The sequence below is a fragment of the Pseudomonas marginalis genome (genome assembly GCF_008692035.1).
GTDB lineage: Bacteria > Pseudomonadota > Gammaproteobacteria > Pseudomonadales > Pseudomonadaceae > Aquipseudomonas > Aquipseudomonas marginalis.
Genome location: NZ_VTFG01000002.1, coordinates 682,688 through 697,193, shown reverse-complemented (window position 1 = coordinate 697,193; position 14,506 = coordinate 682,688). Strand labels below are relative to the sequence as shown.

Genomic DNA, 14,506 nt, shown 5'->3' with positions numbered 1-14,506 from the left:
GAGAGAAACCATGAGCACTAATACGTTGGAGGCCGGCGCGCGCCCGGCCGCTGAAATCGATGCCGAAAAAGCCCTGGTCAGCAAGGTCGCCTGGCGCCTGATGCCGCTGATCATGGTGTGCTACCTGTTCGCGTTTTTTGACCGCATCAACATCAGCTTTGCCAAGTTCCAGCTGCAGGCCGACCTCAGCCTGAGCGACACCGCCTACGGCCTGGGCGCCGGGTTGTTCGTGGTGGGGTATGTGATCTTTGAAGTGCCGAGCAACATGATGCTGTACAAGGTCGGCGCGCGGCGCTGGATCGCGCGGATCATGATGTCGTGGGGCCTGGCCACGGCGGCCATGGTGTTTGTCACCGCCGAATGGCAGTTCTATGGCCTGCGTTTCATCATCGGTGCGATGGAGGCGGGCTTCGCGCCCGGTGTGCTGTATTACCTGACGTTGTGGTTCCCGCAGCACTTCCGCGGGCGCATTACCTCGATGCTGTTCCTGGCGTCCGCCTTTGCCGGCCTGGTAGGTGCGCCGTTCTCCGGCCTGGTGCTGGAACACCTCGACGGCGTGCTGCAGATGCGCGGCTGGCACTGGCTGTTCCTGCTCGGCGGCTTGCCCTGCATCGGCTTGGGCTTGCTGGTGCTGACCCTGCTCAAGGACCGTATCGAAGATGCGCACTGGCTGACGCCGGCGGAGAAGACCCTGCTGTCGAGCCGCATTGCCCGGCATGAGCCGAACACACATGGCGGCTCACTGTTGTCGGCGATCCGCATTCCCGGCTTCCTGATGCTCGGGTTTATCTACTTCCTGATCCAGGTGGCGTCTTACGGCCTCAACTTCTGGGCGCCGCAGCTGATCCGCAGCGCCGGCACCCAAAGCCCGGTGATGATCGGCCTGCTCACCGCGATTCCCTATGTGTGCGGCGCGATCAGCATGGTGGTGATCGGGCGGCTGTCGGACGCGACCGGCGAGCGCCGCAAGTTTGTCTGCGGCTTGGTGGTGCTGGGCGCGGTGGGCTTCTTCAGTGCGGGGATCTTTGCCGACCACACCACCTTCCTGATCATCGCCCTGGGCATGTTGGGCGCCGGCATCATCGCGTCGATCCCGACCTTCTGGACCCTGCCACCCAAGTTGCTGGCCGGTGCCGGCGCAGGCGCGGCGGGCGGGATTGCGGTGATCAATACCCTCGGGCAGTTCGGTGGGATTGTCAGCCCGGTGATGGTGGGGCGGATCAAGGACCTTACCGGCAGCACCACCCCGGCACTCTATGTGATCGGCGTGTGCGCGCTGTTGGCGGCGGCGCTGCTGCTGTGGGGCCTGCCGCAAAAGCTGCGCACCCTCGACAAGGCCTGATCAGCCGGCGGTTGTCAGCGCGTGGGCCGGTGTGGCGCTGAACTGAATCAACGCCACGCCGCCCATCAACAACAACGCACCCAGGATTCGAGGCGTTGTCAGTGGGCGCTCCGCCAAGCCAAACAGGCCGAAGTGATCCAGCAGCAGCGACGCGAGAATCTGCCCGGCCATGGCCAGGGCGATAAACCCCGACGCGCCCAGCTTGGGCAGCAGCGTCAACGCCAGCGCGATAAAGCACACGCCAAACGCGCCCCCGGCCCACATCCACAGGGGCGCCTTGGTGATAAATGCGAGGCCGGGCAGCGGCAGGCGCAGCGCCACGATCACCGGCAGCAGCACGAGGATGCTCACCAGCAGCGACGCCAGGGTGGCCCACAGAGGATGCCCAAGGCCGCGTCCGAGGTTGGCATTGATCGCACTTTGAAACGGCACCATCGCCCCGGCGATCACCGCCAATAGCAACAAACCGGCCCCATGCAACGTCGTCATGGCGAATCTCCCAGAGGTTTTGCTGGACTCTAGGCTATTCGTCACGCAAATTTAAATTCCAAGTTCTTATGCCGAGCATGCAACTGATGAATGATCTGCGCCGCGTCGACCTTAACCTGTTGGTGGTCCTTGACGCCTTGCTCAGTGAGCAACACGTCACCCGCGCCGCTGAGCGTTTGCACCTCAGCCAGCCGGCAGTGAGCCACGCGCTGGCGCGCTTGCGCGATTTATTGGGTGACCCGTTGCTGGTACGCCAGGGCGGCATGTTAGTGCCCACGGCCCGCGCCCTGGAGTTAGCGGCGCCATTGGCCGAAGCCCTGGCCCAGGTGCAGGCGTTGCTGGCGCCGAATCGCTTTGACCCGGCATCGGCCAAGCGCCGGTTTCGCGTGGCGATGTCGGACTACAGTGCGGCGATTTTCCTACCGGGTCTGGTCCGCGTCCTGCGACGTGAAGCGTCCGGTATCGACCTGCAAATCATCCAGGCCAGCCGCGAAGGCATGGTGGAGGGCGTGCTCAATGGTGATATCGACCTGGCTGCCGGCGTCTTTCCCGACATGCCCGCCGAGCTGCGCACCGCAGCGTTATTCGAAGAGCATTACACCTGCCTGCTGGACCGCAACAGCCTGCCGCAGGGCGGTGCGCTCGACCTGCCCACCTACCTGTCGCGCCCCCACGTACTGTTGGAAATGCGCGGCAGCGGCGCGCCGGAAATCGAGCGGGCACTGACCGCGATTCGCGAGCGACGGCATGTGGCGATCAGCCTGCCGCACTGGGGCGTGGCGCCGCAGTTGATCGAGGGCACGGACTTGATTCTCACCGTATCGTCGCGAGGCTTGCTGAATATTGATCACCCGCATCTGGTCGCCGTGGCGCCGCCGTTTCATATTCCGTCGTTTACCTTTGAACTGGCGTGGCATGCGCGACGGGGCGGGGATTCGGGGTTGCAGTGGTTGATTGGGCAGGTGCAGGGTATGTTGTCCGAAGGCCGCAGATAACAGGAAAAAACATGTTCTCAGGCTTCAACCACTTGACCCTGGCCGTCACCGACGTGAGTCGCAGCGTCACCTTTTACCATGAGTTGTTGCAACTCAAGCTCGAAGCCACCTGGGACACCGGCGCCTATTTGTCATTGCCGGGCCTATGGCTATGCCTGTCCCTTGATCCGCTGCGCGACTCGAAGCCGTCGGCCGATTACACCCACTATGGGTTCACTGTCGCTGCGAGTGATTTCGCTGCGCTGGTCTCGCGTCTGCGCGCCGCCAAGGTGCAAGCGTGGCGCGACAATCGCAGCGAAGGTGCCTCGTTCTATTTCCTTGATCCCGACGGCCATAAGCTCGAAGCCCATGTCGGCGACCTGGCTTCGCGCCTGCTGGCCTGCCGTGACCAGCCCTATGCGGGAATGCGGTTTTACCCATAGCGCAGGAACGTGCAGAATCCGTCCACCTTCCCATGTTTTGTCAGAGTCGCGACCATGACCCCCTCCTTGCTGCTTGCCGTCCTCGCTTCGGGTTTTATCTACGGTATTACGCCTGGCCCCGGCGTATTGGCGGTGTTTGGCATCGGCGCCGCCCGGGGGCGTCGTGCCGGGGCGGGGTTTCTGTGCGGGCACTTGCTCGGCGATGTGCTGTGGTGCAGTACGGCGCTGATCGCGATTGTGGGCGCGCGGGAAGTCGGCAGCAGCGCGTTCGATGTGCTCGGCGTGCTCAGTGGGCTGTACCTGTTCTGGCTCGGCTGGCGCGCGATTCGTACCCAGCGTCGCAGCAGTGAAGCCCCCCAGGGCGCGGCGCGGCATCCGTTCTGGCACGGCATCCTGTTCGGCTTGACCAACCCCAAGGCGTATCCGGTGGCCGTGGCGACATTTACTACATTGCTGTCCAGCCGCGCCGAATTGCTGACCTGGTCGATGCTGCCGGCGTTGATCTTCCTGAGCTTCGTCGGTGGCCTGTTGGCCTACGCGATCCTGATCGGCGTGGTCGGTGCCCAGCGGGTGCGCACGGTGTATCAGCGCCACGAAATCCTCATCACCAGGCTTTGCGGCGTGATGTTTATCGGCTTCGCCATCAATGCCCTGGCCCATGCGCTGCCAGGCCTGTTCGGCAGCAAACCGGCCTGACTGGGCACGACCGTTCGTCGCACGGGCAAGTTTTTTCTAAACCTTTGCCGCCCTGAAAATTCGAATTCAGGGCGAGGTGTCTTTCCCCGCACTTATTTTTGCCCTGGAGGAACCCATCATGAGCCGCATGGCTATCCGGTTACGCACCGCCAGTTTCGCGATGCTGCTGGGCCTCGGCGCCAGCAATGCTTTCGCCCAGTCGCCTGCTGAATTCATCGAGCAGGCTTCGGCCAAAGGCATGGCCGATATCGAAACCAGTCGCATGGCCCACGCCAAGACCTCGTCCCAGGAAATCAAGGACTACACCATCGAGGTGATCAACGAGCGCACCCTGGCCAACCAGCATTTGGCGGCGATCGCCAAGAAGCTTGACCTGCCCGTGGCCCCACGGGAGAAGATCGTCGACAAGGCCGAAACCCTGATGCCCGAACTCAAGGACGGCGACTCCTTCGACGCGGCCTACACCGCGCAGCAAGTGAAGGAAAACGAAGACGCCATTGCCCTGTTCAAGCGCGAAGGGGCGGCCTCGGATGTGCCGGAAATCAAGGCACTGGTGGATGAGACGCTGCCCAAGCTGGAAGAACGTCTGCAAAAGGCCCGAGCCCTGGCCTCGACCTACGGTAAGGGCCATCAAGGCGACGGTTGAGCCTTTCGCTTGATATAAAAAACGGCGGTTGGATCATGTCCAACCGCCGTTTTTTTATGCCTGGTTCAGATCGGTCTTGTTCGGGGCCGCATCGTCGGCCGCGTGGCCACAGCTGCTGTTCAGGCTGACGGTGCCGGTGTTGCCGATGCTGCGGTATTCCTGGCGCAGTTTTTCCAGTTCCTTGCGGTCCAGGCCGTCCAGGCTCAGCACGGCGTTCTGCGCATCCTTGGAGACCCGCAGCAGTTCATCGATCTTGATGTGCAGGATGTCGTTATCGCGGTTTTGGGTGTTCTGGATCAGGAACACCATCAGGAAGGTGATGATGGTGGTCGAGGTGTTGATGATCAACTGCCAGGTGTCGTTGTAGTGGAAGTACGGACCGCTCAAGCTCCACAGGAAAATCAACGCGACCGCCGCATAGAACGTCCGGGCACTGCCTGCCCAACGGGACAGGGATTGTGAGACTGCAGAGAATTTCATGACCGTTTTCCTTAAAGGTGAGTGATGAAAATACTGACCGCAGGCACGCTCTGAAATTTCTTTTTACAACTTAGGGTGTGAGCAACATCGTGCGTTTTCTGCACGGTTCTTAGGAGTGAGCCTACGGCGCTCTGCAGCGATAGGCGCAAGACTGGGTTTTTATGCGGAAATTCCCATGCACGCTGATACCGCCTGCGACCTGCCTACGCTTTATCACCAGACCGAAGATCATTATTTCGCCGCGACGTGCTCGCTGCATCGCCGCTACAACGCCTGTATCAACGCTTACTTTACCGGCGAATATTTCGACCCGTGGAACCTGTTGTTTATCCGGGTCGGCAGTGCCCCGCTGGGGGGGGCTATGACAGCGCCCCTGGACCTGCTTCGTCGTATTTTCCTGGATACGCGCGTCGTGATTCATGAGGAAAAGGTCGGTGCGGTAGCCGAGGCCCTCATCGGGCTGGGCTTTCAGCCTGCCGAAAAGACCACTGCGATGGTCCTCGATCTGTCGGGTTTTGTTTTATCTACGGATGACCGCTCGGTGCAGATCAGCTTGACTCGGAACCTGGCCCACTGGGCAGTTCCCCTTGGCAATGCGTTTTCGATGGCGCCCGAGGGTGTTGCACGTTATCAGGCCCGGCACCAGCGGGCCCTTGAAACGGGCCAATCGCTTTACCACTTCATCCTTTCCACCGAGGGGCAGGTGAGGTGTTCGTTGACTTTATCCATGTGGAATGGAGAGGCACGGCTTAGCGATTTCGGCACGCTCGTGGATTTTCGCGCAAGAGGTTATGGCACGCGATTGCTTCAAGCCGCCCTGCTTCACGCTGCAAGCCTGGGGGCCCGGCGCTGTTTTCTTGAAGCGACGATGGAGGGGATCTCGCTGTATCGCAAGCTGGGTTTCGAAGGCTTATTCGATTACCAGGCTTTTACTCGAGGGCCGGTTGCAATTGCCTGATCAGAAGCTCATTTTCACCTGGCTGCAGTCCTCAAGCGTCAACAGATACTGCTTGGCGTCGAGTCCTCCGGCAAACCCGGTCAAGGTGCCCGAGGCACCAATCACTCGATGGCACGGCGCAATGATCGAGATGGGATTACGCCCATTGGCGGCGCCCACGGCTCGTACGGCTTTCGGGTTGCCAATTTGCCGGGCGATCTGGCTGTAGCTGCGGGTTTCGCCAAAAGGAATAGTCAGCAGCGCCTGCCAGACCTGCTTCTGAAAGGCGGTACCGGTGAAATCCAGTTCCAGGTCGAATGTGTGGCGAGTCCCCGCAAAGTACTCCTTCAACTGGCGCTCGGTTTCCAACAGCACCGGGCTGTCGTTGGCTTCGTGCAATTGACCCAGGCGCACACGGTTGGCGCGCTCGACTTCCCACAGGATGGCACTGAGCTTGCCATCGCGCGCCACCAGGGTGAGCTCACCGACAGGGGAGGGCATGAGCTTGTATTCGTAAGACATGAGCGGGCTCCTCGAGGGGCAGTTGTTAAACGCTACAGGCCTACGGTATTGCCATCCGCCGGACTGAACACTACGTTTCTTGCGGTGGAATTCTCACTGGCCCTGGACATTCCAGTAAACCCAGTTGGAATAGTACGGGTACCAGTAGAACCAGGAAATCCTGTAGAGCCCCATGATGACTGAGGCCTCCCCGATGGCGACCAGGGAAATCAGATTGAACAGCGTGACGATTGCAGCGAATGCGGTGACGCCTCGGCTGGCATGGCGCCTGGCAAACACTACGCCGTAGACGGATGCGGCGATGGATCCGAGCGCCAGCCCCAGCCCCAAGGGGTACGGAAGTCGCACCAGCGCGACCAGCAGTGGCAACACCAGCACCCAGCCGAGTACTTGGCGCAGAACAGGTGTGGATGTGGGTTGTTTGGGTTCAATCATGGCAATAACCCTGGGGCCGCAAGCTCAATGAAGCGACATCATCACGCTATGGATGCAGTGCCGCATTCAGACTTTGCTCCCGTTGCAGCTACCGATCCTGTTGCAGCACCTTGAGCGCCGCCGACGCGAGGAAGCCGGAGCGGCTTTTTTCCTCCGGGTGGTGCAGTACGTATTCATCGATGCGGTTGAGCAGGTAGCCCGGCAACGTGATGTTGAGTTTTTGCGCCTTGCCCAGGTACTTGGTGACATCGATGTCTACAACCGCCCAAGTGCAGCCGGCGTACTGAGGGTTGGCGGCATGCACGGTGACCTTCTGGGCGCTCGGGATCGGCGCGCCGTCTTCCGCGAGGATTTCGAAGTGCCCTTCGATGGCTTCGCGCGCCATGGCCATGGCGTCGTCCAGGTCGTCGCCGGCAGAGTAGCAACCGGGAATATCCGGGACTTCCACGCCCCAGGCGTGATCGTGGTCACCGGTTGAAATTGCGATGGGGTACAGCATGTTCGTTGTCCTCCAGGGACGATTAACTCAACAGAGCTTGTTTCAAAATGCTCTTGGCGGTCTTGTCCAACAGGTCTTTCTTTGGATGGGGGATCGTCACCAAGCCAGGCTTCGTCGGGTGCTTGAAGTGGTGATGACTGCCTCTGATGCGCACCAGGTACCAGCCGTCTGCGACGATGTGACCTATCAAGTATCGGCTATCCACAGCACCTCCTTGTGGTGTGTGTTGGTGGTGACTATAACCACTGAAAATAAATTATCAACACTCTACCTACCAGTCTTCGATGGCCGGTATTTCGGCAGGTGGTGAATGCAGTGTAAAAGCCAGTGGGATCGGCGCTGTGGGGAGGTATTGCGAGGTTTTTCGGGTCATTGCCGGATGTGTAATGCCTCTCCTATAACGGCAAGAAACGCGTCAATCAACACACTGTGTCTTTCGGTCGGCGTCAACACCAACAACTGCGCACACGCATCCGCCTCCACCAAAGGCCGATAAGTCACGCCTTTGTTCATCAAACTCCGGGTACAGGCCGGTACCAGCGCCACCCCTTGCCCGGCGGCCACCAGTGCAATGATCGAAGTGATCTGCCGTCCGGTCGGTCCGGCATGCAGGGGCACGCCATGGTGGCGGTAAAGCTGCTCGATGGACTGGTTCAGCCCCGAGCCGTAATCGGCTGGAAACAGAATCAAAGGATAGGCACTGAGCTGCGCCAGGCTGATGTCGGCCTGGCAGGCCAACGGGCTGTCACTCGACACCGCTGCCACCAAGGGTTCCTCGCCCAACGACAGCGTTTGCACTGCGTCGTTTTGTGGCAACAGCCGGCTCAACCCAATATCCAGCCGTCCATCGGCCACTTGCGCACCGAGACTGCCGGAGGCGCATTCCACCAGGGTCAGTTGCACATCGGGAAAGCGTTGGGCGAAGGCCTGGATCGATTGGCTGAACAGGTCCGACAGGGCAATCGAGCTGACGTAGCCCAAGGCCAGTTGACCCGCTGTCCCTGCTGCCAACTTCCCGGCAATCACCTGAGCCAACTCCACCTGTTCCAACACGCCACGTGCATAGGGCAAGAACGAGCGTCCCTGTGCGGTGAGGGTCACGGTGCGGCTGGTGCGATCGAACAGCTTGAAACCCAACTCTGCCTCCAGCGCTGAAATATGCCGGGTCAAAGGCGGCTGGGCGAGGTGCAGGCGCAGGGCCGCGCGACCGAAGTGCAATTCTTCGGCGACGGTCAGAAAGTAACGCAGCTTGCGTAGGTCGAGCATCCTGATCCTTGGGTATCAATCGGTCGGAATTCGGTATTGGTTTAAGACCCGCCGGCCATTCTATAAAGACCTTTCAAAATAAAACGAGAGGTTTCATGAAACCGCGCCTGCATTGTGCCCGCCTTGCCCTGTTCCTGTGTGGCTGCGCGGCGTTTCTCAACCTCTATGCGACCCAAAGCATCCTCCAGACGTTTGCCGCGCACTTTCATATCAGTGCCAAGGAGGCGGGCTGGAGCATCACCGTCACCACCCTGGCGGTGGCGATCACGGCACCTTTCGTCAGTCGCCTGACCGGACGTTTTGCACAACGCACGGTGATCTCGGTGGCCGCTGTGTTGCTGGCGGTGCCGGCATTGATGACCGCTTATGCCGACAGCTTTGCCGAAGTGCTGGTGTGGCGCTTTGTCGAGGGCATGCTGATCCCGGTGCTGTTCGCCACCAGTGTGGCCTACATCGGCGACCGCTGGAGCGGCGGCACGGTCACGGAGGTGACGAGTCTCTACGTCGCGGGCACCGTGTTGGGCGGGTTCGCCGGGCGCTTCGTCACCGGAGTCATGACCGAGTATGTGGGCTGGCGTGAGGCCTTTGAAGTGCTCGCGGTGCTGAGCTTGATGGTCGGCGGATTCATCCAGTTTCTGTTGCCGGCCAACCGTCCGCGGACCGTGCAGGTTAAAGCCTCCTCGTCAGGTGTATTTCGCCAGCCGCTGTTGGCCGCATACGCCGTAGGTTTCTGCGTGTTGTTTTCGCAAGTCGCGGCGTTTACCTACGCAGGTTTGTACTTGGGCCTGCCGCCGTTCAACCTCGGGCCTGCGGCGTTGGGGGCGCTGTACATGGTGTTCCTGTTGGCGTTGATCGTGATCCCCATCGCCGGACGCCTCAGCAAAGCCCGGCCCCATGCCCAACTGCTGGGTGTCGCCGCCGTGCTGGGCGTCAGTGGTTCGGCGTTGACCCTGATGCCGTCCCTGTGGTGCATCGTAGTGGGCCTGGCGCTTAGTTCCACCGGTGTGTTCCTCGCCCAGGCGGCCGCCAATGGGTTTATCACGGCCACCGCGGGCGATAACAAGACGGGTGCTGTCGGGGTGTATCTCACCTGTTATTACCTGGGCGGCAGCGGCGGCGCCATTGTCCCGGCGCTGATCTGGGAACGCTGGGGCTGGGTCGGGTGCGTGGTGCTGATCATCGGGTTCCAACTGCTGATCTTGTTGATCGCCTTGACCGGCTGGAAGCCCCTTAAACCTGAGCTGATTCCTACGCCATGAACGATACCGTTGCTGTGCCTTCGCCCGAATTATCGACGCGCCGTCGCGCTTTGTTCGCTGGTTGCAGCGCCCATGCCGTGCATGATGGGCTCACTGACGTGATCTACGTTTTGCTGCCTGTCTGGCAGGCTCAGTTCGCCTTGTCCTACGCCCAGATCGGCCTTCTGCGGGGTGCCTATTCCGGGATGATGGCTGTGTTCCAATTACTGGCCAGCCGCGCCGCCAGACGCTGGGGCCGCACACCGATGCTGGTGGGCGGCACGGCGCTGGCGGGTGTTGCCTACCTGCTGGTGGGCCAGGCGACAGGGCTGGCTGTGTTGTTGGTGGCGCTGCTGCTGGGCGGCCTGGGGGCCAGCACCCAGCACCCACTGGCCTCGTCGATGATCACCGACGCCTACGAGGACGGCGGTGGGGTCAAGCAGGCGCTGTCCCAGTACAACTTCTCCGGCGATATCGGCAAAACCTTGATTCCTGGTCTGGTCGGGCTGCTGCTCACCGTCATCAGTTGGCGGGCCAGCGCCACGTTGCTGGGCCTGCTTGGCCTGGCGGCGGCGGGGCTGTTGTGGTGGCTGATTCCTGCTCAAGCATCCGAATCCACCGCCACAAAAAAAGCCAAGTCCCTCAGGGGTAGCGCCTCCGCCACGGGCCTGCGCGCGCTGATCCTCACCGGCACCCTCGACAGCGCCGTGCGCATGGGATTTCTCACTTTCCTGCCGTTCCTGCTGCAAGCCAAAGGCGCCGGTACTGCTGGCATCGGCCTCGCCCTCACCTTGCTGTTCATCGGTGGTGCCTTCGGCAAACTGTTCTGCGGCTACCTCGGCGCGCGCATCGGCATGATGAAGACCGTGTGGATCACGGAAACCAGCACTGCAGTGCTGATCGTCGCGGCGGTGTACCTGCCGCTCAGCGGGTTGATGGTGATGCTGCCGCTCTTGGGCCTGGTGCTTAATGGCACCTCCTCGGTACTGTACGGCGCCGTGCCCGACCTTGCCGGCGCGGGCAAGCGCGAGCAGGCGTTTGCACTGTTCTACACCGGCACGATTGGGGGTGGCGCGCTGGCGCCGGTGGTGTTTGGTGCAGTGGGGGATGTGCTTGGCGTGCCGGTGGCGGTGATGGTGTTGGCGGGGATGTTGGGTGTGACGTTGCCGTTGGCGTGGGTGGTGCAGAGGAGTGGGGTTGAGGCTTAAAAGGCTCACTCTCGGGTACTTGGAATTTTTTGCTTAAATGCCACGGAGTCGAACGGCTGAGGTTCTCGGCTGGACTCAACCATCGCCAGTTCTGCCCGGATTTTCTCACGGGCTTTGGCCGCAAAATCGACAGCCCTTAGGAACTCTGATTTATCACCCTCTGCAATCACCTGAGAAAGGTATTCGTGGATGGCTTCCTGGCTGTCGAGCAGGTCAACAATATCGAAAGCGGTCAATGGCTGAGTCATGATCAAACCTGCGTATGCATTTCTGGTGGGCTGGGGCCATGGACAATGATGTGAGTGGTAGGTTGAATTCAAACGTTCTTCAACGGCTATTTGTTGCCAAAAGCTTCGATTTCTTCACGCTTCGAGCATGAGTCTGAACCTTGCGGCATTGCCTACACAACGATCAGACTCGTCCGAGTTGTGCGCCTTGGACGGCCTCTTTAAGGTTCGTCAGCCGCTGCCCATCAGCGGTCGGGTTTAGTAGCCCGATACGATCAACGGCGTACAGCTGCTCTTATGGTGGCTGCACGCAGGGCGTCTTCGGGCGCGCCGGTTTCGTTGATTCGCCGGTCTACTAACCTGCGTACAGCCGCCACCCATTGTTTAGTAGCTCTGGTATGCGGTCCCTAACGAGGATCAACAGATGTGTACTGACTCATGCAATCCATCCGTAAAACTGTTCAGCGTCCGCCCCGAAATCGACACTCAAGCGCTGCTCGCCAACGCCTACGAAACCATCGCCGGTGCAGGTGCCATGACCCACGAGTTCGTCGAAAGCCTGCCCTCTCAACAGCGCTACCTGGCCCTGGCCATTCAGCAAATGATTGAACTGGGCCTGCTGCTGGTCGAGGCTGTTCAGGACCGCGTGGACCGAGCCGCGTAGGTCACCCGTACGGTGTAAACGGCTTGCCTTCCCAGGCCGCCCATACCACGGGGGAGGGGAGCCAGGATTTACAGTGTCGCCGCCAGCGAAAACGGAATGCGCAACGCACCGATAGGCCCTTCACGCGTACCGCACATTTCATCGTGAACGCAGTGTTGCACCAGTACGCAAGGAAACGGCGGAACCCGCTGCAACAGGTCGCGTAAATGCGTGGTGGACCCGATGCGCATCGGCTTGCCCTGATCGTCCAGTAACGTCGCCTCGATGTGCTCCAGCCTGACGCGAGCGATATAGAAACCACCCTCCAGGGACAGCAACTCCAGCTCACGTATTTCGCCTTTCCCGGCCAGCTCGGCCAGCATTTGCATATTCATGATTGACCCTCGCTCGTGGCTCATTGGCGACGAAAGAACAGTGTGACCTGACCCCACTCGACACCGAACTTGGACATGCTCGAGCGGTTGATCAAGGTGTCCTCGTCCATCAGGTACATCCAATCGTCAAAGCTGACTTCGTACACCGAGCCATCCACCGGCAGGTTGAGCCGGTAGCGCCAACGCAGCGCATTACCCGCCACTTCGCCGATCGCCTCGCCCACCACATCCCCGGCTCGTCCGCGCCAGCGTCCTGGGCCGTCCGGCGTCAGTGTCCACACTCGTTGCTGGCGCGTGCCATCGCTGTACAAGAAACGCTCATCCAGAATCAACGCGTTGCCCTCGCGCCGGCTGGCAATATCGACCTCAAAGCGCTTGGCCACTTCCCCCGAACGCTTCTGGAAGATGCCCCAGGCTTTCACCGGTTTACTGAAGAAGCGCTCCAGGTCCAGTTTCGGTTGCTGGTCGGCGTAGTGGTCGACACCCACATTGGCGCAGCTGCTCACACTCAATGCCAGCAACAGTGAAACCCATAGACGCGTCATGACCAGGCTCCTTGAGCGTGCGAGGCGCGATGCCAACGCTTGGGTCTGATACTTGTACATAATTCATTGTTTGTACATGTTTTTGAGTGCGCGAGGGATGTTGAAATTTCGGGCATTGCCTACGCAATCATCGGAAGCGTCGGTGTTGTGCGTGTTGGACGAGGTACTTATGGTTTGCCAGCGACTATCCGCGCTTGACCGCAGCTGTATGCAGGGCATTTGGAGTGTGCTGGTGTCCCGAAAAAAGCTACCCCATAGATCAAATGAGAATGGGTTGAGCAGGCCTTACAGAGCACCAGAGGGGAGAGAAGTGGTGGAAAAAGTCTTATTTGATCGTTTGGCGCAAAGTCTGTGGCAGATGGACGAAATCGTTCGAAGTGAACATGGAGGCGTATCGCGTTCTATCTCACTCAGTCGGGGCAAGTCCGAGAGGCAAGGCCTGAGGATAGGCGTAAAGTCCAATGTGCTAGGATTCACGAATACAGAGGGATGCATCGTGAACAAACCGGTTCAACCAAAAAGCACGCAGCTGACCGCCGACAAGGTGTCGGCTGCTTTGTCAGACGCCGACGCGGTGGTTGAGCGACATGCCTCGAAAAGCCTGGCAAGTAGTGCGTTCAGTCGCACCAGTGGGCTTAAGACTCGTTCAATGCGTGCTACGCATCTTTCGAGTGTGGAACGCGAGCTGGCAGAGCTCAAGAAAGTTGTAGCAGCGCTGGCTGTACGCTCTGTCGCGCATGAAGAAATGGCTTTTGATTTGGACCTTTACGGCGTCACTGTGCTTGATGCCGGTACCGCACACCAACTGTTGGATACGCCACCAGAGCCGACAGAGGCTCTGCAAAAATTGCTCGCCTTGCGCTAAGGCCTCTCAATGGATTTCATTACCGTCAATTTTAACAAGTCTATTGACCGTTCTGCTTTCGATTGTGAAGTTCACCCAGCGCTAAACGCTTATATCGCCCAGCACGCAGGGCAAGACGAAAAGCGCAACGTTTCTCGAACATTCATGTACATCGAAAGGGGCATTTTGCTCGGCTACTATGCTTTGGCGAATGCATCTGTTGCGGTTGACGAACTGAGTGAAGACCAAAAAAAGCGGATGCCCGGATACCCCATGCCGGCAGTGCTTTTGAGTCGTTTGGCGATTGATAAAAGCAGGCAGGGCGTGGGGCTTGGCCAGCGGCTCATGTCCGACTTCTTCAGGCGGGTTTATACGGTGTCCAAACAATCGGGCGTAGCGTTTGTAGTCGTGGATGCTAAAGATCAGAGAGCTGCAAGTTATTACCAGGCTAAGTTGGGTTTCGTGGCGTCAACGAATAATCCTAGGCGTCTAATATTGTCCACTGCAACTCTGATCAAAGGATTCCGGGCGGTGGCTTGAGTTGCTGGTGAGCAGGAAGAATAAGTAGAGGCGTTCCCCAATAAAGCTGATTCTGGAAAGCCCATAAAAAAACCGGCCACCAAGGACCGGTTTTTTTATGCATCCCCCGCCAAAATCCTGCCGGCGTGGAATCTATG

At 59.7% G+C, this 14,506-nt stretch carries 21 protein-coding genes; 11 read left to right on the top strand and 10 right to left on the bottom strand.

Annotation, left to right across the window (positions count from 1 at the left end; translation table 11 throughout):
• Positions 1-10 precede the first annotated feature (10 nt).
• Positions 11-1,342: an MFS transporter gene (locus tag FX984_RS23295; protein WP_027604361.1), complete on the top strand. Its 1,332-nt coding sequence runs from the start codon at positions 11-13 to the stop codon at positions 1,340-1,342.
• Here FX984_RS23295 and FX984_RS23290 read toward each other — a convergent pair whose 3' ends face one another.
• Positions 1,343-1,831 (bottom strand): DMT family transporter, encoded by a 489-nt coding sequence (locus FX984_RS23290; protein ID WP_146475795.1) that lies wholly within the window; start codon positions 1,829-1,831, stop codon positions 1,343-1,345.
• 77 nt (positions 1,832-1,908) lie between these two features.
• On the opposite strand from FX984_RS23290, the gene FX984_RS23285 reads away from it, so the two are divergent.
• The 4 genes from FX984_RS23285 to FX984_RS23270 all read left to right on the top strand — a co-directional run bounded on the left by FX984_RS23285 (position 1,909) and on the right by FX984_RS23270 (position 4,590).
• The gene (locus FX984_RS23285; protein WP_391564217.1) at positions 1,909-2,826 is read left to right on the top strand and encodes a LysR family transcriptional regulator; all 918 of its coding nucleotides are present in this window, start codon (positions 1,909-1,911) and stop codon (positions 2,824-2,826) included.
• An 11-nt stretch (positions 2,827-2,837) separates the two neighbouring features.
• Positions 2,838-3,248 carry a fosfomycin resistance glutathione transferase gene (gene fos, locus FX984_RS23280; RefSeq protein WP_146475794.1) on the top strand — a complete coding sequence of 137 codons (411 nt, stop codon included), beginning with the start codon at positions 2,838-2,840 and terminating at the stop codon, positions 3,246-3,248.
• Positions 3,249-3,302: 54 nt separating this feature from the next.
• Positions 3,303-3,944 (top strand): LysE family translocator, encoded by a 642-nt coding sequence (locus FX984_RS23275; protein ID WP_146475793.1) that lies wholly within the window; start codon positions 3,303-3,305, stop codon positions 3,942-3,944.
• A 118-nt stretch (positions 3,945-4,062) separates the two neighbouring features.
• Complete coding sequence (locus tag FX984_RS23270; protein WP_027604356.1) at positions 4,063-4,590, top strand: DUF4142 domain-containing protein; 528 nt, start codon at positions 4,063-4,065, stop codon at positions 4,588-4,590.
• A 54-nt stretch (positions 4,591-4,644) separates the two neighbouring features.
• Here FX984_RS23270 and FX984_RS23265 read toward each other — a convergent pair whose 3' ends face one another.
• Positions 4,645-5,070, bottom strand: coding sequence for a low affinity iron permease family protein (locus tag FX984_RS23265; RefSeq protein ID WP_027604355.1), 426 nt, complete (start codon positions 5,068-5,070; stop codon positions 4,645-4,647).
• A 175-nt stretch (positions 5,071-5,245) separates the two neighbouring features.
• On the opposite strand from FX984_RS23265, the gene FX984_RS23260 reads away from it, so the two are divergent.
• Positions 5,246-6,028, top strand: coding sequence for a GNAT family N-acetyltransferase (locus FX984_RS23260; RefSeq protein WP_027604354.1), 783 nt, complete (start codon positions 5,246-5,248; stop codon positions 6,026-6,028).
• Here FX984_RS23260 and FX984_RS23255 read toward each other — a convergent pair whose 3' ends face one another.
• The 5 genes from FX984_RS23255 to FX984_RS23235 all read right to left on the bottom strand — a co-directional run bounded on the left by FX984_RS23255 (position 6,029) and on the right by FX984_RS23235 (position 8,729).
• A complete protein-coding gene (locus tag FX984_RS23255; RefSeq protein ID WP_027604353.1) occupies positions 6,029-6,529 on the bottom strand; it encodes a methylated-DNA--[protein]-cysteine S-methyltransferase in 501 nt (166 codons plus the stop codon).
• A 93-nt stretch (positions 6,530-6,622) separates the two neighbouring features.
• The gene (locus FX984_RS23250) at positions 6,623-6,964 is read right to left on the bottom strand and encodes a hypothetical protein (RefSeq protein WP_027604352.1); all 342 of its coding nucleotides are present in this window, start codon (positions 6,962-6,964) and stop codon (positions 6,623-6,625) included.
• Positions 6,965-7,052: 88 nt separating this feature from the next.
• Positions 7,053-7,463 carry a type II toxin-antitoxin system HicB family antitoxin gene (locus FX984_RS23245; RefSeq protein ID WP_027604351.1) on the bottom strand — a complete coding sequence of 137 codons (411 nt, stop codon included), beginning with the start codon at positions 7,461-7,463 and terminating at the stop codon, positions 7,053-7,055.
• Positions 7,464-7,485: 22 nt separating this feature from the next.
• Positions 7,486-7,668 carry a type II toxin-antitoxin system HicA family toxin gene (locus FX984_RS23240; protein ID WP_003189411.1) on the bottom strand — a complete coding sequence of 61 codons (183 nt, stop codon included), beginning with the start codon at positions 7,666-7,668 and terminating at the stop codon, positions 7,486-7,488.
• A gap of 164 nt (positions 7,669-7,832) precedes the next feature.
• Positions 7,833-8,729 carry a LysR family transcriptional regulator gene (locus FX984_RS23235; RefSeq protein WP_027604350.1) on the bottom strand — a complete coding sequence of 299 codons (897 nt, stop codon included), beginning with the start codon at positions 8,727-8,729 and terminating at the stop codon, positions 7,833-7,835.
• 95 nt (positions 8,730-8,824) lie between these two features.
• On the opposite strand from FX984_RS23235, the gene FX984_RS23230 reads away from it, so the two are divergent.
• Positions 8,825-9,988: an MFS transporter gene (locus FX984_RS23230; RefSeq protein WP_146475792.1), complete on the top strand. Its 1,164-nt coding sequence runs from the start codon at positions 8,825-8,827 to the stop codon at positions 9,986-9,988.
• On the top strand, positions 9,985-11,175 hold the full coding sequence (locus tag FX984_RS23225) for an MFS transporter (protein WP_146475791.1): 1,191 nt from the start codon (positions 9,985-9,987) through the stop codon (positions 11,173-11,175). The genes FX984_RS23230 and FX984_RS23225 overlap by 4 nt, the downstream gene beginning before the upstream one ends.
• A gap of 5 nt (positions 11,176-11,180) precedes the next feature.
• On the opposite strand, the gene FX984_RS32525 is transcribed toward FX984_RS23225, so the two are convergent.
• On the bottom strand, positions 11,181-11,423 hold the full coding sequence (locus FX984_RS32525) for a helix-turn-helix domain-containing transcriptional regulator (RefSeq protein WP_051429321.1): 243 nt from the start codon (positions 11,421-11,423) through the stop codon (positions 11,181-11,183).
• Between the two features lie 403 nt (positions 11,424-11,826).
• On the opposite strand from FX984_RS32525, the gene FX984_RS23215 reads away from it, so the two are divergent.
• Positions 11,827-12,066 (top strand): DUF6124 family protein, encoded by a 240-nt coding sequence (locus tag FX984_RS23215; RefSeq protein ID WP_027604347.1) that lies wholly within the window; start codon positions 11,827-11,829, stop codon positions 12,064-12,066.
• Between the two features lie 68 nt (positions 12,067-12,134).
• Here the strand turns inward: FX984_RS23215 and FX984_RS23210 are convergent, their stop codons facing one another.
• Entirely contained in the window at positions 12,135-12,440 is a 306-nt protein-coding gene (locus FX984_RS23210; RefSeq protein WP_092356542.1) for a DUF6482 family protein, read from the bottom strand.
• A gap of 20 nt (positions 12,441-12,460) precedes the next feature.
• Entirely contained in the window at positions 12,461-12,985 is a 525-nt protein-coding gene (locus tag FX984_RS23205; protein ID WP_027604345.1) for a DUF3833 domain-containing protein, read from the bottom strand.
• Positions 12,986-13,481: 496 nt separating this feature from the next.
• Between FX984_RS23205 and FX984_RS23200 the strand changes: the two genes are divergently transcribed.
• On the top strand, positions 13,482-13,850 hold the full coding sequence (locus FX984_RS23200) for a hypothetical protein (protein WP_133822129.1): 369 nt from the start codon (positions 13,482-13,484) through the stop codon (positions 13,848-13,850).
• Between the two features lie 9 nt (positions 13,851-13,859).
• Positions 13,860-14,369 carry a GNAT family N-acetyltransferase gene (locus FX984_RS23195; protein ID WP_092356545.1) on the top strand — a complete coding sequence of 170 codons (510 nt, stop codon included), beginning with the start codon at positions 13,860-13,862 and terminating at the stop codon, positions 14,367-14,369.
• Positions 14,370-14,506: the final 137 nt, after the last annotated feature.